The sequence below is a fragment of the Kribbella sp. NPDC056951 genome (genome assembly GCF_042674205.1).
GTDB classification, from domain to species: Bacteria; Actinomycetota; Actinomycetes; order Propionibacteriales; family Kribbellaceae; genus Kribbella; species Kribbella yunnanensis.
Window position 1 is genome coordinate 342932 of record NZ_JBHUQZ010000006.1, and the last position, 22430, is coordinate 365361.

The following is a 22430-nucleotide window of genomic DNA, read 5'->3' on the forward strand; positions in this document are numbered from 1 at the left end:
ACCTCACAAACCTCTCGACATCCACGTCAGCTGCGCTTCGACGGCACGACCTCGACGATGCGGAGCATCGCACCACCTCGGCGAGATTCGAGGGCTCTCCGTCAGCCTCCTGCGCCAGCGGGATACGCGGTGATGCGAAACACCGAGGACGTTGCTGATGTCGCGCACCGGAACGTCAGCGCTGGCACGCGACGGGCAATTCGGCTAGCCAGTTCAACCGGTGCAGTCGTCCGATCACGTGCGGGCGGCAGGACGCGGTCGCGCGATGAGCGCTGCTGCGGGCACCAGCCCGAACAGCCGCGCGGTAGCGCTAGGAGCGCGCGGCAGCACGCACCGTCGAGAGTGGGCGGGGCACGGCGGCGGAGGAGTCGGGCGCAGCGAGGCGGGGGTCCTTACGGGGCTGGGAGTTTGGTGAGTTCGGGGGTAGGCGTGCTGTGGAAGGCGGCAGCCCTGGGGTAGCCGGCTAGGCAGCCTCGGGTGGTGAGGAGGGCGGTGTAGTAGTCGATGTGGCGGAAGCCGTGTTCGCCGCGGGCGAAGGGCTGGTGGCGGATGGCGGAGATCCAGCGGTAGAAGGCTTCGTCGGGGATGGGGACGTAGAGGGTGGGGTGGAAGCCGTCCATGTCCTCCCAGTTCTCGGTGTGCAGCACGGTGCGGACGGCGTGCCGTGGGAGGTCGGCGAGGGCCCGCAGGTGGGGTGGGTCGGAGGGCTCCAGTGGGAGGTCGGCTAGGTGACGGGCGCGAGCGGTGAGGCGGGCGGCGTGTTCGTGGTCTCGGTTCCGGCTTTGCTGCCAGTGGGTGATGAGGGTGTCGGGTTGCTGGTCGCGGATGATGGTGGCCAGTTCGGCGGCGGCCTCGTCGGTGTCGGGGAGGAAACCGTCACTGTGGCCGAGGACCATGAAGTCGGCGCCGATCGCGGTGGCGAACGCTTCGCCTTCGGCGATCTTCTGTTTCTTATACTCGGCCGGCGCGAGTCTGGGGTGACTGCGTTCACCGGGCGTCAGGGCGACGATGGTGACGCGGGCGCCGTCGAGGATGAGCTTGGCCAGGGTGGGACCGGCGGTCAGGTCCATGTCGCCGATGTGGGCGCCGATGGCGAGCACGGTTCTGGTCATAGGTGACTCCCGTCAGACGTTGGCACGCAGGATGGTGAAGGTGCGGGTGATGGTGAACCCGGCGCTCAGGTAGAGGCGGCCGGCGGCGGACTGCTCGCCGGTCCACAGGAACCACGCGCTATGGGCGCCGGCCGCGGCCATCTGGGTCAGCGTGAGGTGCAGCAGCAGCTTGCCGAGTCCGGTACCGCGGCATTCGGGCAGCACGCCGAACGGACCGAACCGCTCGATGACACCCTCGTACGTCGCATGTTGCGCCCACCCGAGAATCCGCCGTACCGGGTCTCGTGCCACCACGATCCGCTCCAGCGGCATCCCGGCCACCACGGCTTCGCGGATCGCGCGGGCCCAGTCCGGCGTGAACTCGTTACCCGCAAGGCGGATCAACGCGGTCAGCTCGTCACCGGTCGGCGTACCGAAGCTGTAGCCCTCCCCCACGAGTTCGTCGAGCCGCTTGCCCACCTCGGCCGGCATCGAGTACCCGACAAGACTCCGGTCCATCGCCACGGCGTCGTACCCGGCTTCGAAGCCCAGTCCCGCCAGCAGCCGATCCGCGGCCGGATAGCGCGCTCGGTCGAGGCCCGGCAGGAAGTAGTTCGGTGTGTACGACGAGAAGAAGACCTCGGAGCACCCCACCTCGCGCAGCCAGTCCATCGCGGCGGTCAGTAGCTCCCGGCCGAGCCCGTGCCCGCGCGCGTCGGGGTGCACGAAGAAGAACGGGATCCAGCCCGTTTCCGGCTCCAGGTCCGCGCCGGCCAGCGGGATCAGCCGGCGGACAGCGTACGCCGCGCCAACGACGCGACCGTTGCGTACGGCAACCTTCAGGCCGGCCGGGTCGAAGTTGCGATCGAGTAGGAAGAAGTCGCGGAAGCGCGGGTACCCGATCGGGTCGGCCGGTGCCGCCGCGGTCCAGGCGGCGGCCAGCTCCGGACCGTCTCCCACCGCGAACGAACGGATCATCAGCACCCCGGACCACAACACGCCATGTTGAAAATTTACTGCCGGAAACGCAATCCAGTCAACGTCTTACAGGCGGCGGGTTCGATCAGGACTGAAGCTTCCACCGGTGAACCCGCCCGCCCTGTAGACAGCCGCCTCCGGATCACTACGAAGGAGTGCGATGAGACGACGTCCGTTGGCAGCGACGGCCGCGGCCATGCTGGGCCTGGCCAGCAGCCTGGTCGCCGGCCTGGTCACCGCGATACCGGCCAGTGGCGCACCACCGCAGTTCGAGCATCTCAAGCCGGGTGCGCAGCCCGAGCTCGCCGAGCGCGTCCCCCTGAACGTCGTACTGCTCGGCTACAAGCCCGGCAGCGTCGACCTGGCCGCGCTGAACGGCGCGCTGCCGGTCAACCACAAACCCAAGCAGATCACCCGATTGCTCGCCGGCATCGACGAGACGATCGGGCTCGACTACACCTATGACTACCGACTCCGGTACGCCGATCAGTCGTACCAGAACCGCTTCTTCCAGCAGCTCGCCTCCCTGGCTCGGCCGGTCGAGGTGAACTCGGTGCAGGCCAAGTACAACGCCCAGCAGCGCAACAAGCTGGAGGTGACCGCCAACCACGAGATCGACGCGCCCACCGTCGAGAAGTGGCTCGCGTTCAACCCGCCGTCCGGTGTCGACACCCGGGAGAACACGGTCTACCTGATCAACTGGTACGACCGGCCGGACTTCAAGTTCCACGTGTACACGAAGACGGACGAGCCGGACGCGGACACCGGGCAGAACTGGGGCAAGTTCGCCAGCCGCGGTCTGGTCGCCTGGGGCGGTACGACGGCCGCCGACGAGGAGAGCGGTCTCGGCAGCACCCGCCGGGTGTGGTTCCACGACCTCTCGGCCGGACCCGACCAGTTCTCCGGCAGCTTCAACGTCGACGACGCCGATCTGGACGGAGACAACCAGCCCGACTACCGCATCCCGCCGGCCTGGGAGTACGCCGCCGACGGCTACCGCAAGCCCGCCGACCTGACCGCTGACCTCGGCCGACTGCTCCGCACGGTCGTCGTCCACAGCCTCGTGACCGCATCACCGACGTACCCGGTCGAGCTCACCATCGCCAAGGCCGCGACCGTCAATCTCGACAGCAACACCTACGAGGGCTGGGCGGGCAGCGACAAGTACCTCAAGCCGGATCTGGTCACCAGCGAGCTCGGCGAGGTCCTGCCCGGGATCACCCTGTCCTTCGACCAGCAGAACCTCCCGTACGACGGTGAGGCCAAGCGCTGCGTCGAGGACTGGCTGCGCGACGTGTCGTGCTACCCGGAGACGAACCTGCCGCCGTTCGCGAACATGTTCCTGCAGAACAAGCGGGAGCTCGACCGCGTGCTCGACGACCAGGGCAAGGTCGACTACGAGCTACCGATCTTCAACTACGCCATGACCCAGGAGAACCTGCCATGGCTCGGCTACGCCGGTGACAACTGGTCCGACGGCAGCCCGGGGTACGTCTACAACTGGCTCTCGCCGCAGTACGTCGGCTGGGGCTACGGCTTCACCAGCACGATGATCCACGAGGTCGGTCACCACATCGGGCTGACGCATCCGCACGACGGGTACGACAGCATCACGAACAAGTTCTTCGAGCCGACCGGTCAGTACTACTTCACCTGGCTCGGCGGCGAGTCGAACTCGGTGATGAACTACATGCAGATCAACAACGACTTCGGCCAGTTCGACCAGGACAACCTGGCCAAGTTCCGCGCCGCCGCGCTGATCGAGGCCGCGAACGCGCTCGCCGCCGAGGTGCTGGCGGCACCGAACGCAGACCGCGCGTACGCCGATCTGATCCGCGCCGACCAGCTGATCGGCCAGACCAAGGGCCGGCTGGCCGCGCACGAGTACGACGTCACTCGCCAACTCGCCGCGCAGGCCTACGCCGCGGTCGTCGAAGGCGCGCGCCAGGTGGGAGTGAGCGTGCAGAAGTTCGAGGCCGAGCAGCGCGCCGAGGCCGAGGCCGCCCGCAAGTCACGCCCGGCCGAGCGGCACCCGGCGATCGTCGACGAGGTCCGCCCGAACACCGGGCTCAGCGTAGAAAAGGGGTTCAGGGCAAGAAAGGGATAAGCGCAGCGAGGAAGTCGTCGAGGCGCTCGGCATGTACCCAGTGCCCCGCCTCGGCGACTTCGGCGTACTGGACGCGCGGGAAGTAGGCCGCGATCGTGTCCCGGTGGTCCTGCTGGACGTAGTCCGACTTGCCGCCGTAGATGAACAGCGTCGGTCCGTCGTAGTGACCGCCCTCGAGGCCGGCCGGCCAGCCGGAGATCTGAGGCAGTGCAGCCTCGATCACCGGGAGGTTCGGCCGCCACCGGGCGCCCGAGTCGTCGAGGATCAGGTTCTGCAGCAGGAACGCCCGCGTCCCAGGAGTCGGTACGGCGTCGGCCAGCTGAGCGTCGACGTCGGACCGGCGCTGCACGTTCGACAGATCGGCGTTCCGCATCGCCTGCGCGTACTCGACGAACGCAGGCGGGTAGGTGACGGGCGCAGCGTCAACGACGACCAGGCGCTCGACCACCGCCGGGTAGAGCAGTGCGGTCAGCATGGCGGTCTTGCCGCCCATCGAGTGGCCGACCAGGGTGACCGGACCGGTACCGAGGCTCTCGATCGTCTCCCGTACGTCGGAGGCCATCTCCGGGTAGCTCATCGTGTCGACGTGCGGTGACGAGCCGTGGTTGCGCAGGTCCAGCGCGAAGACGCGGTGCTCGGTGGCGAGACGACGGGCGGCCGTCATCCAGTTGCGGCCGGAGCCGAACAGGCCGTGCATGACCACGACCGGCGTACCAGTTTCGCCGTACGCCGTGACTGGGAGCTTCATCCGCGGCCTTTCATCGCCGACGGCCCCAGCACGCGGTGTGCCAATGGCGTCGTTCGTCGAGGGACTGGGCGCCACCGAGAGCGCCGAGCAGACTGGGGTTGTCCGGCCAGACCACCACGTGCGGCGTGGCCGGTGCGATCAGCTGGTCGCAGCCGGGGCAGCGGTAGGACTTGCCGGACGCGGAGCCCGACACACGCCGGACGTTCCACTCACCGTCCGTCCGTTCCTCCCGGGCCTGGGAACCACCCAGTAGCGGCCGGTCGCTGACGGGCCGCTGCCACTTCGACGGTTTCCTGCTCCGGGGCGACATAGCCCTTCAAGGCTAGCCGTATGAGCCATGTCACCCCGGTGCAGGCACTCCTCCGTACTGCAGAGCTATTGCCGAGCGGTCGCGTACGCCGCGGTGCCGATCAGCTCCATCGAGACCTGGAGGCGTTCCAGGCTGACGTTCTTGGCGATGGTGTCCTCCGGCGAGTGGTACGGCGGCTCGAGGTGGGCCGGCGAGATCTCACCGCGCCAGGAGAAGTTCGCCGACGCGATGCCGACCTCCTGGAACGACTGGTGGTCGGACGCACCACGCAGTACCGGACCGACCATCTGCGGGTCGTACCCGAGTCGCTGACCCGAGGCACGGACCGCATCGGTCGCCGTGTTCGCCAGACCGGTGAACGACAGGATCCAGTAGGTGACCGCCGGGTCCCAACTGGTGGCGACCATGTCGTTCTGGAACACGGCCTTGTACCGGTCGCGCTGGTCTTGCGGCAGCTGTGCCACGTGGTAGCGCGATCCGATCAGCCCCTGCTCCTCCGAACCCCAGAGCGCGAACCGCAACGTCGCATTGGTGTTCAGGCGGCTCATCACCCGGGCGAGCTCCATGGTGAGTACGGTCCCGGAGCCGTCGTCGTTCGCACCCGGGGCGCCGATCACCGAGTCGTAGTGACCGCTGACCATCACGATCGGACCGTTCGGGCCGCTGCGTCCGCGACGCTCGCCGATCACATTGTTCGAGGTCAGGCCACGGTGGGCCTTGGTGCTGATCCGCAACGGCAGCGAGGTCACCACCGCGAGCGCCTCACGAATCAACCGCTTCTGCACCTGCGCGACGCCGATCACCGGGATCGGCGCATCGGTCAGACCGGCCGGTGCGAACGCCGACGCCCGGCGCGGGAACACCAGGTCGGCCGGCAGCAGGATGACACCGACAGCACCCCGCGTCACAGCCTCCGCGACAAAGGCTGGGCGCGCGGCCGCTGTGTCATCGGCGATCACGATCGCGCCGGCTACGTCAGCCGGCCAGACCGGTGCAGTGGCCGGGCCGACGTCGCGGACCGGTCCCTCGACAGTGACGTCGAGCTTGCCGCCAGGAGCAGCTCCGGCCTGCCAGCACAGGTCGTCCGGCAGGATGTCGCGGACGTCCTCGATCTGGGCAGTGAACTTGTCCGCCACCGGGAACGGCTGCAGCGAGGTGCGGTACCCGAACCGGTCGAGCTGGCCGGCGATGTAGTCGGCCGCCCGCTTCTCGCTGGCGGTGCCCCCGATCCGCGGGCCGATGTGCTCCGACAGCACCTGCAGGTGCCGCAGGGCCCGCTCCGAAGACAGCTCGGAGACGATCTGGCGGTCGTACTTGTCAAGCTTCGGATGGTTGAGTGCACCGGGCCGCTGGTCGTCCGCAGCCCAGGCGGGGGCGGCGGGGATCGCGGTCGCGGCGGTGACGCCGGCGACCGCGCCCAACAGCCCGCGGCGGCTCAAACCGGACGTTTCGGTCATGCAGGTCTCCTCACAAGGTGGGCGGCACCCGAGAGAAGTGAAGGTAATCGAGCGATCCGGGTTAGAGAAGGAGTTTTTAGTGTGCGAAGGCCTTTTCGTCCCGCAATTCACTGCCAACGTCATGCATGTGCCGTAAACCCATTCGGTACGAATCGATCAGGCCGGTGGTCAGGTAGGGCAGTCCCACTCGCTCGCAGTACTGCTGCACGATCGGCTGGGCGAGTCGCAGGTTGGCCCTCGGCATGCTCGGGAAGAGGTGGTGCTCGATCTGGTAGTTCAGCCCGCCCATCATCCAGTCGGTCACCAGACCGCCCTTGATGTTGCGCGACGTCAGGACCTGCTTCTCGAGGTGACCCCACTCGCTGTCCTCGCCGGGCATCTCCATCCCCTTGTGGCCCGGTGCGAAGACGCTGCCCAGGTGCAGCCCGAAGATCATGTGGTGCAGCAGCGCGAACACCACTGCCTGCGCCGGCGAGAGCAGCACGAACAGTGCGGTGAAGTACAGCACCAGGTGCGCCGCCATCAGCCCGAGCTCGACCTTCTCGGTACGACGTCTGGCGAGCAGGAAGCGGATGCCGGAGTACTTGAGGTTGAACCCTTCGAGGGTGAGCAGCGGGAAGAAGATCCGGGCCTGGTTGCGGCTCAGCCAGCCCTCCAGACCGGCTCGGCCGGCCGCCTGCTCGCGGGTCCAGACCAGGATGCCCTCGCCGACGTCGGGGTCCTTGTCGGTGTGGTTCGGGTTCGCGTGGTGCCGGTTGTGCTTGTCGTTCCACCACGCGTAGCTCATCCCGAGCAACAGGTCGGCGTGCAGCATGCCGATCCAGTCGTGCAGCCGGCGTGAGCTCGCGATCTGCTGATGCCCGGCGTCGTGCCCGACGAACGCGGCCCGCGTGGTCAGGACCGCGAGCGGGATCGTGAGCAGCAGCACCCACCACGAACTGCCGACGGCCGCGATCGCGGCCCAGGTGAGGGCCATCAGCGCCACGTTGACGCCGATGGAGATCGCGTACGCCGCGGTCCGGCGTTCGAGGAGTCCGGCGGCCTTGATCTCGCGCAGTAACGGCGCGAATCCGCTCCCGCGGGTGTCTGGAGTCGTCACTGTGCTCGTCATGGATCCAGCTTTGCGGTCGCGGGCGGGCGACACACTCCTGCTATCCCCCGAACCCGACCGGGGGTTAATCCCCGGTCTTTTGGGGGGTTAGCACCACTGGCCGGGGCCTCACCCTCGGTCATGATGGGTGCATGACCACCGTTGCCGTTCCTGCGCCACCGATGCGCTATCCCAAGCTTGCGCAGCCGTGGATCGCGCTCGCCCTGGCGATCCTGGCCGAGCTCGGGATCGCGTTCTTCGTGCTGAACGTGGTGGCCGTGCCGCTGATCGCCGTCTGGGTCGGGATCCCGATGCTGCTCGCGTTCGTGCCGGCCACCCGCTGGTTCGCGAACTGCCACCGGACGATCCTGGGCGGTTTCATCGGCGAGCGGATCCCGCGCCCGTACAAGAAGCCGCCGCTGCCCGGCATCCTGATGTGGCTGCGGACGACACTGACCGACCCTGCCACCTGGCGCGACATCGTCTGGCTGCTGGTGAACGCGGTCGTCGGCTTCACGCTGTCCCTGGTGAGCGCGGTGTTGTTCTTGAGCACGCTCTTCTACGGGGTCTATCCGCTCCTGGTCGGCGTCACCCCGGAGGGTGTCTTCACCGAGCCGTTCGGTGGGCTGCTGACGGTCAACTTCTGGACCAGCTTCCTCGTCATGCCGGTCGCACTGATCGGGTTCATGATCTGGAACGCCGCCGGTGAGAAGCTGCTGAAGGCGAACGCCTACATCGCCCGGTCGCTGCTCGGTCCGACCGAGAGCGCCAAGCTGGCGCTCCGGGTCCGCGAGCTGGCCGAGTCCCGCGCCGAGACCGTCGACACCCAGGCGGCCGAGCTGCGCCGGATCGAGCGCGACCTGCACGACGGGGCCCAGGCCCGGCTGGCCGCGCTGAGCATGAACCTCGGCATGGCCGAGGAGATGGTCGCCCGCGACCCGGCCCAGGCCGCCGCGCTGCTGACCGAGGCCCGCCAATCGGCCAGTACGGCTCTGTCCGAGCTGCGCGACCTGGTTCGCGGGATCCACCCGCCGGTGCTCGCCGACCGCGGGCTGGAAGGTGCGGTCAAGGCGCTCGCGATGTCCTGCCCGTTCAAGGTCGACGTCACCTTCGACGTACCGGGCCGGCCGCCGGCGCCGGTCGAGTCCGCGGCGTACTTCGCGGTGGCCGAATGCCTGGCGAACGCGGTGAAGTACTCGGCCGCGACGAACGCCTGGATCCAGATCACCCACGAGCACGAGAAGCTGCACATGATGGTCGGCGACGACGGCATCGGAGGCGCGGTCGTCCGCCCCGGCGGCGGTCTGTACGGTATCGAACGGCGGCTGGCCGCCTTCGACGGTACGTTGACCGTGGTGAGCCCGAGCGCCGGGCCGACCACCGTGATCATGGAGCTGCCTTGCGAGTCCTCATCGCTGAAGACCACGCCCTCCTCCGGGACGGACTGATCCGTCTCCTGGAGGCGCACGACTTCGAGGTCGTCGAGGCAGTCGACAACGGTCCCCGGCTGGTGCCCGCCCTGGTGGAGCACCGGCCGGATGTGGCCGTTGTCGACGTCCGGCTGCCACCGACCTTCACCGACGAAGGTCTGCGGGCGGCGGTCGAGGCGCGCCAGCAGGTCCCCGGCCTGCCGATCCTGGTCCTGTCCCAGTACGTCGAGCAGTTGTACGCCCGCGAGTTGCTCACCGGCGGCGGCGCGGTCGGCTACCTGCTCAAGGACCGCGTCTCCAACGTCGCCGACTTCCTCGACTCGGTCCGCCGGGTCGCGGGCGGCGGTACCGCGATGGACCCCGACGTGATCGGCCAACTGCTGGCCCGCAACACCCGCGACGAACCGATCGGCCGGCTCACCCCGCGCGAGTCCGAGGTCCTCGGCCTGATGGCCGAAGGCCGCTCGAACGCCGCCATCGCCAGCGCCCTCTTCGTCACCGAAAAGGCGGTGTCGAAGCACACCAACAACATCTTCGCCAAACTCGACCTACCGCCGTCAGAAGACGACAACCGCCGAGTGATGGCAGTGCTGCAATACCTGTCAGCCCGCTGACCGCAGGAGATGCGCCACCGCCGCCCTCACCTCCCGCGGGTGGCTAGCTGCGGATGCGGCTCAGGAACTCACGCGTGCGCGCTTCCCTCGGATCGTCGAGCACCTGAGCCGGCGGACCGACCTCGAGTGGTCGTCCTTCGTGCAGGAAGCAGACTCGGTCGGCGACGTCACGGGCGAACCCCATCTCGTGGGTGCAGACGAGCATTGTCATCCCCTCGTCCTTCAGCTCACGGAGTAGGTCGAGGACCTCGCCGACGAGCTCGGGGTCAAGGGCCGAGGTGACCTCGTCCAGGAGCAACAGCTGCGGTGAGTTGACCATCGCGCGGGCGATGGCAGCACGCTGCTGCTGACCACCCGACAGCTCGTCCGGTTTGGCGCTCGCCTTGTCTGCGAGGCCGACGCGTTCGAGCATCGCGAGCGCGCGACTCCGGGCCGTGGACTGGTCGACCCCGTGGACCCGGATCGGCGCGAGGGTGATGTTGTCGAGCACGGTCAGGTGCGGGAACAGGTTGTAGGACTGGAAGACGAACCCGATCCCCGACCGCACCTTGTCCGCGTTCACCCGCGGGTCGGTGATGTCCGCCCCGGCCAGTTCGATCACGCCGTCGTCGACGACCTCGAGCAGGTTGACGCACCGCAGCAGCGTCGACTTCCCGGATCCGGAGGCGCCGATCAGCACGACACACTCCCCCTCGTCGACCTCCAGGTTGAAGTCTTCGAGAACCACGTTCGCGCCGTACGACTTGCGCACTCCACGCAGGGACAACAACGTCATACCGGTCCACCTCCCCCGCCGTACCAGCCTTGCCTGCGAGCGACGTAGTCGGTCAGCCGGGTGAGCGGGATGGTCAGCGCGACGAACAGGAGCCCGGCCACGACGTACGGGGTGAAGTTGAAGTCGATCGCGGTCTCCAGTTGGGCGGCGCGGATCGCGTCGATGACGCCGAGGACCGCGATCAGGCCGGAGTCCTTCTGCAGGCTGACGAAGTCGTTCAGCAGGGGCGGGAGGACGCGGCGGACGGCTTGCGGCAGTACGACGAAGCGCAGCGTCTGGCGGTAGGTCAGCCCGAGCGAGCGGGCGGCGGCCCGTTGGGACGGGTGGACCGATTCGATTCCGGCGCGGAATACCTCGGCGACGTACGAGGAGTAGGTGAGGACGAGCGCAGCGCCGCCCCAGATGACCGCATCGTTGGGCAGGCCGCGCAGTTGCAACGCCGGTACGCCGAAGCCGAGCAGGAAGATCACCAGCAGCAACGGCAGCCCGCGGAACACGTCCGTGTACGCCGCGGCGAAGACGCGGAGCGGGAAGAAGATCGGGCCGCGTAAGGTCCGCAGGATCGCCAGCGTCATCCCGATGATCACGATCAGGACCGCGCAGACCAGCATCACCCGGATGTTCAGCCAGAGGCCCTGGGCGACCGTCGGCAACGCCTCCCAGGCCCGGTCGACGTTGAAGAACGTCTCCCGGACCCGCGGCCAGCCCGGGGTCGAACCGATGCCGACGGCAACCAGTACCAGCAGTACGACCGAGCTGCCCGCCGCGATCAGCGTGGACCGCTGCGCCTGCCGCCGGCGGAAGGCGATCCGCTCCTGCTGAAGCGGCGAAGGTTCCCAGCTCATGAGAGCTCGGGCGCGCCTTCCTCGGTCAGGTACTGCTTCTGCAGCTTGGCCAGCGTGCCGTCGGTCTTGAGTGCGTCAACGGCCTGCGAAAGGCACCCGGTCAGTTTCGACCCCTTCTCCAGCACAAACCCGAACTGCTCGGGAGCCCCGGTCGCCGGCAACTGGCCGACGATTTTGCCATTGTCGAGCTGCGCCGCGGTCATGTAGAACGCGGTCGGCAGGTCGACCACGATCCCGTCGAGCTGCTTGTTCTTCAGCGCCTGCACGGCCAGGTCGTTGGTGTCGAACGGGGCCACCTGCTGCTTCGGCTTGATCTGGTCCTTGGCGACCGTGTAACTGGTCGTCCCGACCTGGGCACCGAGCTTGGCATCCGCCAGTTCGGCGACCGTCTTGGCGTTCGCGATCTTGCTCCCCGCGGTGGTGATCACGGTCTGCCGCACGTCGTAGTACCCGGACGAGAAGTCGACCGCCTGGCGGCGCGCCTCCGAGATCGACACCTGGTTCACATCGAAGTCGAACCTCTTCGGCCCCGGCGCGAACGCAGCGTTGAACTGCACGGTCTGCCACTTCACCTCGGCCTTGGCGAACCCGAGCTTCGCCGCCACCGCATAGGTGACCGCCGACTCGTACCCTTCCCCGTTGCTCGGGTCGTCCTTGCTGAACCACGGCTCGTACGCCGGCTTGTCGGTCCCGACCGCCAGTGTCCCGGCCGTCCGCAACGCCAGCTTGTCCTTGCTACAGGCATCGACCCCGGTCGGAGCCGGCGTACCGGTCGTCTCGTTCTCCGGAGCACACGCAGCCAGCCCCACCATCAGCACAGCTGCCGCCACCACGCTGGATCGAATCAATTTGGCACGCGAAGTCATGCCGAGAAGCGTACGACCTGCCGGGGACAGATCAGCGTCGCCGGTAGGCCGTGGGACTGATGCCGGTGTGGCGGCGGAAGCGGGTGGAGAAGTAGAGGGGGTCGGTGAAGCCGACCTCGGCGGCGACCGAGGCGATCGAGCGGGTGGTGAGTTCGAGGAGGCGGGCGGCGGCGTCGATCCGGCGGCGTTCGACGAACTGTTGCGGGGTGACACCGAGTTGGTCGCGGAAGAGGTGGGCGAAGCGGGAGACCGAAAGGTTGGCGGCGCGGGCGAGCGTGGGCAGGTCGAGAGGCGTCTTCAGGTTCTGGTCGATGAGCTCGATCACGCGGAGCAGGCGGTCGTCGATGCGGGCGGACTTCGGGTTGGCGGTGTCGCACCACAGGAGGGCTGCTTCGAGGGAGTTCACGCTGAGCTGCTCGCCGTGTGGGAGCGGACTGAGTTGATACCTCGCCGCATCGCGGAGGTAGTCCGCGATCTTCGCGATGGCCAGGAGTTGGATGCGCAGGATGCCGGGTGCGACCTCCGGCCAGTCGAGCAGCGGCAGCCATTCCGGCTTGGGGTGCAGGTGGGCGTACATGAAATGCCACCGCTCCCCCACGGTCCCGTAGTCGTGCAGCGTGCCGGGCCGCACCAGGATGACCGTGCCTCGCTCGGCGGTGACCTCGCTGAAGTGGCCGGCGCCGTGCAGGGTCAGGACGAGCAGCCAGTCGGTGGTTCCGTGGCGGCGGAAGGTCGTGTACTCCGGCCCTTCGTCGAACTCACCGGCGACCAGCCGACGTACCTCGGGGGTCGGCGACTCAGCAGGATCTCGAAGGTTCACAGCTCGATAGGCTATCGCGTCCACGCACCCCGCGACGGATCCTTGAGTCATGACAGTCGCAGAGATCTACGCCGCCGAAGGGATCGTCCAGGTCCCGCAACTGCTCGCCCCTGCCGAGGTCGAGCGCGTCAGAACCGCTTTCATGCAACAGGTTGAGACCGATCGATCGATGGACTTCGACGACGGCATCCCGGACGGCGATCCGCTGGCGCGGTATCCGCGGTTCGTGCATCCGCATCGCCGGACCGATATCGAGGCCGGCCGGATCGCTCGCGACCTGATGCTCGACAGCCGGATCCTCGATGTCGTCACCACGCTGATCGGGCCGCCGCTGGGAGCCCAGTCGATGTTCTACTTCAAACCACCCGGCGGCCGCGGCCAGGCCCTGCACCAGGACAACCTGTTCCTGCGGGCCGATCCCGAGACCTGCCTCGCGGCCTGGATCGCGATCGACGATGTCGACGCGGAGAACGGTGGACTTGCCGTCGTCCCCGGTTCACACAAGACCGAGCTGGTCTGCCCGGAGCCCGCCGATCTGACCGAGTCGTTCACGAACGCCGAGGTGCCGATCCCGGACGGGCTGCAGAAGATCCAGACCCGGATGACAGCCGGCGACGTGCTGTTCTTCCACGGCAGCGTCGTGCACGGCTCCCGCCCCAACACCAGCACCGACCGCTTCCGCCGCTCGCTGATCTTCCACTACATCCCCGAGGCCAGCACCGAGATCGCCGCCTTCTACAACCCACTACTCCGCCCCGACCACCAGCCAACCACCCGGGCCGAGGCCATCGGAGGTGGTCCCTGCGGCAACTACGGCGACGCGGAGCCGTGATTGACTGCATATGAGTACTCGTGTTTGAGTACTCATATGCGATCTACTCGGTTATTTGTCCTCGGCGCACTGGCGGACGGGGGTCCGATGCATGGGCACAAGATTCGGACCGCTGCGCAGGTGGACCGGGTGGACTTGTGGGCAGACGTCAAACCTGGCTCGTTGTACGGCGCTTTGCGGCGGATGGCGGATGAGGGCGTGCTTGAGGTGGTGCGTACCGAGCAAGAGGGCAATCTGCCTGCTCGCACGGTCTACGGCATCACCCGGAAGGGGCGTGCCGAGTTGTCCACGCTGCTGCGCGCGACGCTGGCGGACACGACGCTTCGACCGGATCCGATGCAGTTGGTGCTCCTCCATCGCCGTGCGATCTCGGACGAGGAACTGCTGGCGGCGATCCGGGCTCGGCGGGAGTCGTACGACGCGCAGTTGGAGTACTGGGAGAACCTGCGCACCGAAGCGGAGCCGCACCTGACCGGGTTGGAGCCGGTTGCGTTCGACCACACGCTCTTGCGGCTGCGGGCCGAGGTGGAGTGGCACGACCGGCTGCTGGCCGCGGTGGCGGATCAGCAGTCCGACGCAGGCAGTTCGGATGAAGGCGGTTCTAGGAAACAGGGGGAATGACATGCGGGTGGGGGTTATCGGCGGCGGCATCGGTGGGCTGTGTCTCGCGCAGGGATTGCGGAAGGCGGGTATCGAGGTCGCGGTCTACGAGCGGGACCGGACACCGGAGTCTCGGCTGCAGGGGTTCCGGCTGAACATCGAGCCGATCGGTGGAACCGCGTTGCACGCTTGTCTTCCGCCGGCGCTGTGGGCGGTGCTGGTCGCGACGGCGGGTGATTCCGGGCGTGGCATCGGGTTCTTGGACGAGCAGATGCGGTCGATGATTCTGGTTGGCCGGGACGGCGAAGCGCCTCTCGATCCACTGGACCCGGCGACCGGTGAACATGCGGTCAGTCGAGTCACCCTGCGCCGGTTGCTCTTGGCGGGTGTGCAGGATGTCGTCCACTTCGGCAAGGAGTTCACCAGCTTCACCAGCGGGCCGGATGGCACGGTGAGCGCGCACTTCGCCGACGGCACGAGGGCCGAGGCCGACGTACTGGTTGCCGCGGATGGCGCGAACTCCCGGGCCTGGGCGCAGCTGCACCCCGAGGCCGGCCAGATCGAGCTGCCCGCGGTCGCTGTCGGCGGCAAGCTGTACCTCGACGAGGAGACCCTGGGGTGGCTGCCGGACACTCTGCTTAGTGGCAAGAACATCTTCTGGCCGCGGCGTGACTTCCTCTTCACGGCGGTCTTCCGTCGTCGCGAGAATCCGGAATCGGTGGTCGACCGGCTCGGCCCGGAGTTACGTGCGCTCGGCCTCGACCCGGGTCGACTGCTCACCGAGTCGACCGACCGGGACTACGTCATGTGGGCGTACATCGCTCATCGCGACTCCATGCCCGCAGACTTCTCTCGGTTACCACCGGAGGATGCACACGCGACGCTGGCCGGGCGCACCAAGCGTTGGCATCCCGCGCTGCACCGACTCATCACCTCGTCGTACCCGGACGATCTCTTCCAGACCGCGTTCACTGCGGCACGACCGCTCAGCCTCGGACCGGCGACCAACGTCACCGGGCTTGGCGATGCCGTCCACCACATGCCACCGGTCGGCGGTCTCGGCGGCAACACCGCCCTGCGCGACGCGCAGCACCTATGCGCGGCGCTCACCGCGGTGCACTCCGGTCAGCGAGAGCTTTCCGACGCACTCACCGAATACGAGCAGGAGATGGTCAAACACGGCTTCGCCACTGTGCGGGAGTCGGTCCGGAACACCGAGGGTGCCATCACCAGGAACCGGGTGGTGCGGACCGCGGCACGGACCTTCTTCAGGACCTGCGGCGCCATCCCGCCCCTCGGCCGAGCCGTCTTCGCAGCCTGAACAGCACTGGGCAGGTGAACAGCAGTGGGCAGCATGACAGGACTAGAGCGAGACTGCAGCGAGACAGCTGACGTAGGTCAGGCCGAGCAGGGTGGCCGCGAGGCCGGTCATTCGGAGCAGGGCGCCGCCGTAGGAGACCTCGAAGCCGGGGTCGACGAAGCGCAGACCGGGGGCGGGTTGGCCGGGATAGCTCCCCCAGTCTTCGAGGACGTGCCGGGGCACTTTGATGCGGTCGAGGCCGGACAGGCCTCGGGTCAGCGACTTGACGGTCAGCGGGGCGTCGTCGTACAGGACCAAGGCAGTGCCGGAGAGGGCGAGGCCGATCGGGCGGGTGTCCAGGAGGGCTTGCATGGTTCGGGGATGGAGGACGGACATCAGGTAGCGCGGGTTCTCACCCAGTACGTCGAAGCTGCGGTTGAATTCGGCGCTCTCGAGCACGATGTCCGAGCGAGTCAGGCCGCCGGGCCGGACCTCCAGTGTCGGCAGCGCCGCATCCAAGGTGGTGACGAAGACACTCAGTCTGCGCCGCCTCGCCAGTACGCCGTGCCATTGCAACCACTGCACCTCGAAGGCCACTCCGGTCGGAGTCTGTACGGCGTCGCGCGCGGTCCAGGCCCGGCCGACTGGCAACGGGAGCGTCGGCAACTGCAGTCCGCGGCTGTCGACGACTTGCCAACCGTTGCGTTCGGCAAGCTCTTTGAGTTCGCGGGACAGCGCTCGCGGCCGGGAGTAGACGAGTGCGACGGCAATCAGTACCACGAGGAGCAGCACTGGCAAGACCGCGATCACTACGGCGGGGCCGGCGTCGTACACGGACCAGATGAGGCGGAGCAGGACGGCGCCGACCGCGGCGAGGGCGATCCAGCGTGCGACCGTCGCCGCACCGGCCGAGACGAGGAGCAGGAGCCAGGCTGCGGGGAGGCACGTCAAGGCGACCAGGACGATGAGCGAGGTCCAGCCGGGCCAATCGGCGCCGACGCTCGACGGCATCATGACCAGCCCGAGCCCGGTCACCACCAGCAACAACAGCCAGCAGATCGTGAACAGCTCCTGCATCCCGAAGATCTTGCGCACCCACGGGAGTCTGCCAGGTCGCCAGTGTCAGGCAGCAGTATCAAGTGGTCGGTCGCTGTGGGGCGTGGCCGGGTTGGTGACCGTGCGCTGCACGCGGGGATTCGGGCGTGGGCTGGCGGGCGGGAGGTTGCGGTAGGCGCCGCCGGTCGTCCAGTTCGCGCCAGGTGTGGTCGGCCGGCCGCGGCCGGTGAAACGCCAAGGCTTGTTCTCCGGTGCCGTCATCGCTTCCCCCAAGTCGTTGCTGAACTCCTACGACTTGGAGGGTCCGCACCCGCCGATCAGGTTGCCAGGCGGTTCTTGCTCAAAAGATCAGGCGTAATCGCGGAAACCGCGGGCGGTCTTACGGCCGAGGTAGCCGGCGGTGACCAGGTGTTCGAGCAGGGGCGCCGGGGCGAAGCCGGGTTCGCGGAACTCCAGGTACAGGGTGCGCTGGATGGCCAGAGAGACGTCCAGGCCGACCACGTCGAGCAGTTCGAACGGGCCCATCGGGAGGCGGCAGCCGAGCTTCATCGCGGCGTCGATCTCGTCGACTCCGGCGTAGTGCGCCTCGAGCATCCGGACCGCGTCGTTCAGGTACGGGAAGAGCAGTGCGTTCACGATGAAGCCGGCCCGGTCGCCGCAGCGGACCGGGTGCTTGCCGGCGGCAACGGCCAGGGCGGCGACGGTGTCGGCGACGTCCGGGGCGGTGCTGACCGTGCTGACGACCTCGACCAACTTCATCACCGGAGCCGGGTTGAAGAAGTGCAGCCCGACGACGGCGGCGGGGCGCTTGGTCGCCATCGCCAGGTCGATCACCGGGAGGGACGAGGTCGTGGTGGCGAGGATCGCGGACGGCTTGCAGATCTCGTCGAAGGTTTCGAACAGGGCCTGCTTGACGCTCAGCTCCTCGACCACGGCCTCGATCACCAGATCGGCGCCGGCCAGGTCGTCGAGTCGCGCCGTACCGGTGATCCGGCGCAGGGTGGCGTCCCGCTCCTCGGAGGAGAGCTTGCCGCGCTGAACGCCCTTCTCCAGCGAACGCTCCAGGCCGGCCCGGACCTTGTCCACCTTCTCAGTACCGCGGGCGACGTACAGGACGTCGTAGCCGGCCTTGGCGCAGACCTCGATGATGCCGACGGCCATCGTGCCGGATCCGACCACGCCGATCTGCTGGATCGGACGGATCACGGTGTCGGCGCCGTTCGGCTTCGGCGTCTGCTCGTCGTCCACGACGACCGGCGAGTCCGGGGACTCGTAGGTGTAGAAGCCGCGGCCGGTCTTGCGGCCGAGCAGGCCGGCGGTGACCATCTGCTTGAGGATCGGGGCCGGCGCGTGCAGCCGGTTGCGGCCCTGCTTGTACATCGTGTCGAGAATCTCGTACGCCGTGTCCAGACCGATCAGGTCGAGCAGCGCGAGCGGGCCCATCGGGTAGCCGCAGCCGAGACGCATCGCGGCGTCGACGTCCTCGCGGGTCGCGTACCGCGACTCGACCATCGAGACGGCGTGGTTCAGGTAGCCGAACAGCAGCGCGTTGGCGATGAAGCCGGCCCGGTCGGCGGCGACCACCGGGACCTTGTCGAGGCGGCGGGCCAGGGCCTGCACGTCCTCGACCACATCCGGTTCGGTGACGACGGTCTTGATGACCTCGACGAACTCCTGGACCGGCGCCGGGTTGAAGAAGTGCATGCCGACCACGCGGCGCGGGCGCTGGGTGGCGACGGAGATCTCGGTGACCGACAACGACGAGGTGTTGGTGGCCAGGATCGCGTCGTCGCGGACGACCTTGTCCAGCGCGGAGAAGATCTCCCGCTTCAGCTCGAGCCGCTCGATGACGGCCTCGATCACCAGGTCGCAGTCCGCGAGCGCCTCCAGCGAGGTCGCGAAGGTGACCCGGTCGAACAGCGCCTGCTGGTCCTCGACGGACAGCTTGCCACGCTTCACCGCCCGGTCGGTCGAGTGCTGGATGTGAGCGCGGCCGCGTTCGACCGCCTCGTCGTCCCGCTCCACCCCGACCACAGTCAGGCCGTTGCGCGCGAACACCTCCGCGATACCGGCACCCATCGTGCCGAGACCGACCACTCCGACGACCTTCAGTTCCCGAGCCATGCTGGCACTATGCCAGTCCGCGACTGGTCAGCCCATGAGCTGAGTCACCCGCGAGGTCAACCTCACACCTCGTCGAACGCCGGCGGGGCGGTCAGCCACTCCGTCACGAGCGCCTCCGGGTCCGGTACGGCGGCCAGCGTGGCACCGATCGGTTTCGGCTTCAGCTCCCCGTAGCGGTGCGGCGGTAACCACATCGCGCGATAGCTCCCCCGCTCCGAATCCGCCGGACTGTCCATCTCCGGACCGTTCCCGGTGCCGAACTCGCCACCGAGCGTCTCGGCGAGGAAGTAGTGCTGGGTGGTGTCGCGGAAGTTCACCACCGCGACCGCGCCGTGGATCCGCACATGCAGACCGAGTTCCTCATAGGTTTCGCGGCGGGCAGCCTCGGCCAGGGTCTCCCCGGCATCCACCTGACCACCGGGCAACACGTAGTAAGTCAGACCATCACGCACCCGCTCAATCACCGCGATCCCCTCGGAGGAGAACAGGACCACGCCAGCACGAATCATAGGCGGGATCCCGGCAGGGGCGGATCGCCGAGAAGGGAAATGGCGGCGCCGCGCGTCATGAGCAGGCGCGCAGGCAGGCAGCACGGGCGGCGCGCCCGGAGGGGGGATCGCCGACAAGGGGGACGGCGGCGCCGGGCGTCGTGGGCGGGAGGGCAGGTACGAGGTTTGGGCGGGGCGCCGGGAGGGGCGGGGCGGCGCGTGTCATGTGCGGACTGCCAGGATTTGGAACCAGCCGACTGCGCTGTCTGGGAGGCGGGGCATGCTGACGGGAGGTGGCTCGCTGCGGATTAGGTTGCGGACTGTCCAGCCGGTCGAGGTGAGTAGGTCGCGGAGGGGTTGCTCTTGCCAGAGGACGAAGTGGCGTGGGAGGTCTAGGTGGCGGTCCGACCATTCGGCACCTGAGCCCTCTTTTGTGCTGAAGGCGAGGACCGGGGCTGCGCGTACGGCCTTGCGGAGGACTCCGGTTAGCTGGGAGCGGTCGAAGTGTAGGAAGACTGCGTCGGCGAAGACTGCGTCGTACTGGCCGCCGAAGTCGTCGGTCAGGGCGTTCAGGTGGTCGGCGTCGTGACCGTCGGCTCGCATCATTTCCAGGAACGCCTCGGTGGCGTCGGTTCGGCGGACCGCGAAGCCTCGGCGTTCTAGTTCGACGGCGTCGCGGCCGGTGCCGCTGCCTAGCTCCAGGATGCGGGCGCCGGGGGCGACTGCGTCGGCGAGGAGGTCGATTAGGTCGTGGTTGGCTTCAGTCGGGATCGATGCGCGGAATTTGTCCGCCGCTTGTTCGTACGTCGCGAGCGTGAGTTCGTTGTCGGTCGGGACGCGGGTCCAGCCGTCGCCGGTGTGTTCGACGATCGCCGGCAGTTTCAGGCCGAGGTCGACGCCGAGGACGACCACGGTCTCGCCGCGATGGAGGTCCGCGATCGCCTGCAGTTCCGCGTCAGGGCGCCGTACCAGGTCTGGTAGGACGGTCAGCTGGACGCCGAGCCGCTCGGCCAGCCGCGAACCGGCCGAGGCGTCGAACGTCCCCGCATAGACCTGCGCGATCCGCTCACCGACGGCAGCGTCGTCCCCATCGCCGGGCAGCAGCAGGATCCGCGCCGGGCACATGAGGTTCATACGAACCACCCTCGCACGGCCGCCCACCACCGGTCACCCGCGAACGTACTCGAGGGCGTCGGCGCCGTACTCGGCCCAGACCGCGGACTGCTCCAGCGGGATCAGCACCCATTCCTTCATCGGCCGCCCGCCGGCCGGGTCGAACGGACCTGCCCCGGGCACGGCCAGCGCTTCCTCCAGCACACCCGGCGGCAGCTTGAACGCCATCGCGTTCCCGAACATCCCGGCGACCATCTTGCGGCCGACCTTCAGGCACGGCATCCCGAACGACTGCCCGCGCGTCACCCCCGCAGGCTCCAGCTCGGCCGCCAGGTCGTCGTACGCCGCCAGTGCTTCTTCGCTGATCTTCTCCATCACTGGCCCAGCGTCGCAGGCCGCACCGACAACCGCGCACTGGTAGCGTCACTCCTCGTGCGCTTGGTGATTGCAACGTGTTCCGTGGACTACTCCGGCCGTCTGACCGCCCATCTGCCGATGGCGCCGCGGTTGCTGATGGTGAAGGCGGACGGCTCCGTGCTGATCCACGCCGACGGCGGTTCGTACAAACCGCTCAACTGGATGTCGCCGCCGTGCAAGCTGGTCGTCGAGGACGACGTCTGGAGTGTCACGAACAAGGCCGGCGAGGAGCTGCGGATCTCCATCAAGGAGGTGCACAGCGACACGGCGTACGAACTCGGCACGGATCCCGGTCTGATCAAGGACGGTGTCGAGGCGCATCTGCAGGAGCTGCTGGCCGAGCATGTTCACACTTTCGGCGAGGGTTTCACGCTGGTACGGCGGGAGTACCCGACCGCGATCGGGCCGGTCGACCTGTTGTGTCGTGATGCCGACGGGAAGCATGTCGCGGTCGAGATCAAGCGGCGGGGCGAGATCGACGGTGTCGAGCAGCTGACCCGGTACGTCGAACTGCTGAACCGCGACCCGCTGCTGGCCCCGGTGCGCGGTATCTTCGCCGCCCAGCTGATCAAACCGCAGGCCCAGTTCCTGGCCACCGATCGCGGCCTCGAATGCGTCACCGTGGACTACGACCTGCTCCGCGGGATGGAATCCGACGTCCTGCGCCTGTTCTGACCGCGCAGTCCGACCGAGGAGCCCCGCTGATGGGACCGAAGCCCGCGAACCCGATCGAGACGATTCTCAGCCTGATCATGTGGGTGGCGCTGCCGCTCCTCGTCGTGGGCGCGGTCGTCCTGGTGGTGATCCTCGTCCTGCGGTCGCAGCGCAAGCGCAGTCAGCCGCCCGCGGGGTATCAGCAGCCGTACCCGCCGAACCAGCAGTACCCCCAGCAGAACCAGCCCTACCCGCAGCAGCAGTTCCAGCAGTACCCGCCGCCGCAGAACCAGGCTTACCCGGCCCAGAATCCGGCCCACCATCAGCCCCCGCAGCAGCCGCCGTACCAGCCTTAAGGCTGATAAGTCAGGGTTTTTGCCCGATTTCGGGCAGATCCTTTGTGTTGAGCCTGGAAAAGCTGCAGAGTTGTCCGGTGATCAGTGAGGCGGCGGCAGCGCCGGTGGACGAGCTGGCTGAGCAGGTCAGCCGGACGACCGGGCTGTCCGCGGACGACGCGCGGCGAGTGGTCGCGGACGTGCTGGCGTACTTCACGGAGACCGCCGAGGAGTACGTGCGGCGGCGGCACCGTGAGTTGCAGACCTATGGAGCCCGCAACGACGAGATCTTCGCGCGCGTGGGCTCGGAGCTCCGGCACTGGCCGGTGCGCTCGCCCGAACTGTCCGCACGTCAGCTCCGACGGATCGTCTACGGCTGA

The 22430-nt window shown here is 68.0% G+C and carries 25 protein-coding genes; 9 read left to right on the top strand and 16 right to left on the bottom strand.

Annotation, left to right across the window (positions count from 1 at the left end; translation table 11 throughout):
- Window positions 1–392: 392 nt before the first annotated feature.
- Both ACFTSF_RS24880 and ACFTSF_RS24885 read right to left on the bottom strand, forming a co-directional pair.
- Window positions 393–1112 carry a PIG-L family deacetylase gene (locus ACFTSF_RS24880; protein ID WP_344154916.1) on the bottom strand — a complete coding sequence of 240 codons (720 nt, stop codon included), beginning with the start codon at window positions 1110–1112 and terminating at the stop codon, window positions 393–395.
- 12 nt (window positions 1113–1124) lie between these two features.
- Complete coding sequence (locus ACFTSF_RS24885; RefSeq protein ID WP_380156010.1) at window positions 1125–2069, bottom strand: GNAT family N-acetyltransferase; 945 nt, start codon at window positions 2067–2069, stop codon at window positions 1125–1127.
- Between the two features lie 160 nt (window positions 2070–2229).
- On the opposite strand from ACFTSF_RS24885, the gene ACFTSF_RS24890 reads away from it, so the two are divergent.
- The gene (locus ACFTSF_RS24890; protein ID WP_380156011.1) at window positions 2230–4176 is read left to right on the top strand and encodes a hypothetical protein; all 1947 of its coding nucleotides are present in this window, start codon (window positions 2230–2232) and stop codon (window positions 4174–4176) included.
- Here the strand turns inward: ACFTSF_RS24890 and ACFTSF_RS24895 are convergent.
- The 4 genes from ACFTSF_RS24895 to ACFTSF_RS24910 form a co-directional block, all read right to left on the bottom strand.
- On the bottom strand, window positions 4157–4924 hold the full coding sequence (locus ACFTSF_RS24895) for an alpha/beta fold hydrolase (RefSeq protein WP_380156012.1): 768 nt from the start codon (window positions 4922–4924) through the stop codon (window positions 4157–4159). The two genes, ACFTSF_RS24890 and ACFTSF_RS24895, sit on opposite strands and share 20 nt — an antisense overlap.
- 10 nt (window positions 4925–4934) lie before the next feature.
- Window positions 4935–5234, bottom strand: a complete 300-nt coding sequence (locus tag ACFTSF_RS24900) for a hypothetical protein (RefSeq protein ID WP_344154904.1) — start codon at window positions 5232–5234, stop codon at window positions 4935–4937.
- 65 nt (window positions 5235–5299) lie between these two features.
- A complete protein-coding gene (locus ACFTSF_RS24905; protein ID WP_380156013.1) occupies window positions 5300–6691 on the bottom strand; it encodes a M28 family metallopeptidase in 1392 nt (463 codons plus the stop codon).
- 76 nt (window positions 6692–6767) lie between these two features.
- Window positions 6768–7802, bottom strand: a complete 1035-nt coding sequence (locus ACFTSF_RS24910) for a fatty acid desaturase family protein (RefSeq protein WP_380156014.1) — start codon at window positions 7800–7802, stop codon at window positions 6768–6770.
- 131 nt (window positions 7803–7933) lie between these two features.
- On the opposite strand from ACFTSF_RS24910, the gene ACFTSF_RS24915 reads away from it, so the two are divergent.
- Together ACFTSF_RS24915 and ACFTSF_RS24920 are read left to right on the top strand one after the other, a co-directional pair.
- Window positions 7934–9229: a sensor histidine kinase gene (locus ACFTSF_RS24915; protein ID WP_380156015.1), complete on the top strand. Its 1296-nt coding sequence runs from the start codon at window positions 7934–7936 to the stop codon at window positions 9227–9229.
- On the top strand, window positions 9181–9825 hold the full coding sequence (locus tag ACFTSF_RS24920) for a response regulator transcription factor (protein ID WP_344154892.1): 645 nt from the start codon (window positions 9181–9183) through the stop codon (window positions 9823–9825). The genes ACFTSF_RS24915 and ACFTSF_RS24920 overlap by 49 nt, the downstream gene beginning before the upstream one ends.
- A gap of 43 nt (window positions 9826–9868) precedes the next feature.
- Here the strand turns inward: ACFTSF_RS24920 and ACFTSF_RS24925 are convergent, their stop codons facing one another.
- Genes ACFTSF_RS24925 through ACFTSF_RS24940 form a run of 4 tightly spaced genes read right to left on the bottom strand, consistent with a single transcriptional unit; the run spans window position 9869 to window position 13131 of the window.
- Window positions 9869–10600 carry an amino acid ABC transporter ATP-binding protein gene (locus tag ACFTSF_RS24925; protein WP_380156016.1) on the bottom strand — a complete coding sequence of 244 codons (732 nt, stop codon included), beginning with the start codon at window positions 10598–10600 and terminating at the stop codon, window positions 9869–9871.
- Entirely contained in the window at window positions 10597–11445 is an 849-nt protein-coding gene (locus tag ACFTSF_RS24930; protein WP_344154889.1) for an amino acid ABC transporter permease, read from the bottom strand. The genes ACFTSF_RS24925 and ACFTSF_RS24930 overlap by 4 nt, the downstream gene beginning before the upstream one ends.
- Window positions 11442–12311: an ABC transporter substrate-binding protein gene (locus tag ACFTSF_RS24935; RefSeq protein ID WP_380156017.1), complete on the bottom strand. Its 870-nt coding sequence runs from the start codon at window positions 12309–12311 to the stop codon at window positions 11442–11444. Before ACFTSF_RS24935 ends, ACFTSF_RS24930 begins: the two co-directional genes overlap by 4 nt.
- 31 nt (window positions 12312–12342) lie before the next feature.
- The gene (locus tag ACFTSF_RS24940; RefSeq protein WP_380156018.1) at window positions 12343–13131 is read right to left on the bottom strand and encodes a helix-turn-helix domain-containing protein; all 789 of its coding nucleotides are present in this window, start codon (window positions 13129–13131) and stop codon (window positions 12343–12345) included.
- 49 nt (window positions 13132–13180) lie between these two features.
- Here ACFTSF_RS24940 and ACFTSF_RS24945 point away from each other — a divergent pair, with 49 nt between their 5' ends.
- From ACFTSF_RS24945 to ACFTSF_RS24955, 3 genes are read left to right on the top strand one after another with little or no spacing between them, the layout of a single operon-like run.
- Entirely contained in the window at window positions 13181–13963 is a 783-nt protein-coding gene (locus ACFTSF_RS24945; protein ID WP_380156019.1) for a phytanoyl-CoA dioxygenase family protein, read from the top strand.
- Between the two features lie 36 nt (window positions 13964–13999).
- Window positions 14000–14584, top strand: a complete 585-nt coding sequence (locus ACFTSF_RS24950) for a PadR family transcriptional regulator (protein ID WP_380156020.1) — start codon at window positions 14000–14002, stop codon at window positions 14582–14584.
- A 1-nt stretch (window position 14585) separates the two neighbouring features.
- Window positions 14586–15884 (top strand): FAD-dependent oxidoreductase, encoded by a 1299-nt coding sequence (locus ACFTSF_RS24955; protein ID WP_380156021.1) that lies wholly within the window; start codon window positions 14586–14588, stop codon window positions 15882–15884.
- Between the two features lie 42 nt (window positions 15885–15926).
- Here the strand turns inward: ACFTSF_RS24955 and ACFTSF_RS24960 are convergent, their stop codons facing one another.
- The 6 genes from ACFTSF_RS24960 to ACFTSF_RS24985 form a co-directional block, all read right to left on the bottom strand.
- Window positions 15927–16958, bottom strand: coding sequence for a hypothetical protein (locus ACFTSF_RS24960; RefSeq protein WP_380156022.1), 1032 nt, complete (start codon window positions 16956–16958; stop codon window positions 15927–15929).
- A gap of 27 nt (window positions 16959–16985) precedes the next feature.
- A complete protein-coding gene (locus tag ACFTSF_RS24965; protein WP_380156023.1) occupies window positions 16986–17180 on the bottom strand; it encodes a hypothetical protein in 195 nt (64 codons plus the stop codon).
- A gap of 87 nt (window positions 17181–17267) precedes the next feature.
- Entirely contained in the window at window positions 17268–19043 is a 1776-nt protein-coding gene (locus ACFTSF_RS24970; protein ID WP_380156024.1) for a 3-hydroxyacyl-CoA dehydrogenase family protein, read from the bottom strand.
- Window positions 19044–19105: 62 nt separating this feature from the next.
- On the bottom strand, window positions 19106–19552 hold the full coding sequence (locus ACFTSF_RS24975; protein ID WP_380156025.1) for an NUDIX domain-containing protein: 447 nt from the start codon (window positions 19550–19552) through the stop codon (window positions 19106–19108).
- 201 nt (window positions 19553–19753) lie between these two features.
- Window positions 19754–20665: a class I SAM-dependent methyltransferase gene (locus ACFTSF_RS24980; protein WP_380156026.1), complete on the bottom strand. Its 912-nt coding sequence runs from the start codon at window positions 20663–20665 to the stop codon at window positions 19754–19756.
- A gap of 33 nt (window positions 20666–20698) precedes the next feature.
- Window positions 20699–21022 carry a hypothetical protein gene (locus ACFTSF_RS24985; protein WP_380156027.1) on the bottom strand — a complete coding sequence of 108 codons (324 nt, stop codon included), beginning with the start codon at window positions 21020–21022 and terminating at the stop codon, window positions 20699–20701.
- Between the two features lie 54 nt (window positions 21023–21076).
- Here ACFTSF_RS24985 and nucS point away from each other — a divergent pair, with 54 nt between their 5' ends.
- The 3 genes from nucS (at window position 21077) to ACFTSF_RS25000 (ending at window position 22430) form a co-directional block, all read left to right on the top strand.
- Entirely contained in the window at window positions 21077–21736 is a 660-nt protein-coding gene (nucS, locus tag ACFTSF_RS24990) for an endonuclease NucS (RefSeq protein WP_344154857.1), read from the top strand.
- A gap of 29 nt (window positions 21737–21765) precedes the next feature.
- Window positions 21766–22071: a hypothetical protein gene (locus ACFTSF_RS24995; RefSeq protein ID WP_380156028.1), complete on the top strand. Its 306-nt coding sequence runs from the start codon at window positions 21766–21768 to the stop codon at window positions 22069–22071.
- A 77-nt stretch (window positions 22072–22148) separates the two neighbouring features.
- Window positions 22149–22430 (top strand): hypothetical protein, encoded by a 282-nt coding sequence (locus ACFTSF_RS25000; protein WP_238175947.1) that lies wholly within the window; start codon window positions 22149–22151, stop codon window positions 22428–22430.

Bases quoted from the DNA above. Each gene is read 5' to 3' on its own strand.
- ACFTSF_RS24880 (WP_344154916.1), bottom strand. From the start codon at position 1,112: ATGACCAGAACCGTGCTCGCCATCGGCGCCCACATCGGCGACATGGAC.
- ACFTSF_RS24885 (WP_380156010.1), bottom strand. From the start codon at position 2,069: ATGATCCGTTCGTTCGCGGTGGGAGACGGTCCGGAGCTGGCCGCCGCC.
- ACFTSF_RS24930 (WP_344154889.1), bottom strand. From the start codon at position 11,445: ATGAGCTGGGAACCTTCGCCGCTTCAGCAGGAGCGGATCGCCTTCCGC.
- ACFTSF_RS24950 (WP_380156020.1), top strand. From the start codon at position 14,000: ATGCGATCTACTCGGTTATTTGTCCTCGGCGCACTGGCGGACGGGGGT.
- ACFTSF_RS24895 (WP_380156012.1), bottom strand. From the start codon at position 4,924: ATGAAGCTCCCAGTCACGGCGTACGGCGAAACTGGTACGCCGGTCGTG.
- ACFTSF_RS24925 (WP_380156016.1), bottom strand. From the start codon at position 10,600: ATGACGTTGTTGTCCCTGCGTGGAGTGCGCAAGTCGTACGGCGCGAAC.
- ACFTSF_RS24980 (WP_380156026.1), bottom strand. From the start codon at position 20,665: ATGAACCTCATGTGCCCGGCGCGGATCCTGCTGCTGCCCGGCGATGGG.
- ACFTSF_RS24995 (WP_380156028.1), top strand. From the start codon at position 21,766: ATGGGACCGAAGCCCGCGAACCCGATCGAGACGATTCTCAGCCTGATC.
- ACFTSF_RS24905 (WP_380156013.1), bottom strand. From the start codon at position 6,691: ATGACCGAAACGTCCGGTTTGAGCCGCCGCGGGCTGTTGGGCGCGGTC.
- ACFTSF_RS24890 (WP_380156011.1), top strand. From the start codon at position 2,230: ATGAGACGACGTCCGTTGGCAGCGACGGCCGCGGCCATGCTGGGCCTG.
- ACFTSF_RS24910 (WP_380156014.1), bottom strand. From the start codon at position 7,802: ATGACGAGCACAGTGACGACTCCAGACACCCGCGGGAGCGGATTCGCG.
- ACFTSF_RS24900 (WP_344154904.1), bottom strand. From the start codon at position 5,234: ATGTCGCCCCGGAGCAGGAAACCGTCGAAGTGGCAGCGGCCCGTCAGC.
- ACFTSF_RS24975 (WP_380156025.1), bottom strand. From the start codon at position 19,552: ATGATTCGTGCTGGCGTGGTCCTGTTCTCCTCCGAGGGGATCGCGGTG.
- ACFTSF_RS24935 (WP_380156017.1), bottom strand. From the start codon at position 12,311: ATGACTTCGCGTGCCAAATTGATTCGATCCAGCGTGGTGGCGGCAGCT.
- ACFTSF_RS24970 (WP_380156024.1), bottom strand. From the start codon at position 19,043: ATGGCTCGGGAACTGAAGGTCGTCGGAGTGGTCGGTCTCGGCACGATG.
- ACFTSF_RS24955 (WP_380156021.1), top strand. From the start codon at position 14,586: ATGCGGGTGGGGGTTATCGGCGGCGGCATCGGTGGGCTGTGTCTCGCG.
- ACFTSF_RS24945 (WP_380156019.1), top strand. From the start codon at position 13,181: ATGACAGTCGCAGAGATCTACGCCGCCGAAGGGATCGTCCAGGTCCCG.
- ACFTSF_RS24915 (WP_380156015.1), top strand. From the start codon at position 7,934: ATGACCACCGTTGCCGTTCCTGCGCCACCGATGCGCTATCCCAAGCTT.
- ACFTSF_RS24965 (WP_380156023.1), bottom strand. From the start codon at position 17,180: ATGACGGCACCGGAGAACAAGCCTTGGCGTTTCACCGGCCGCGGCCGG.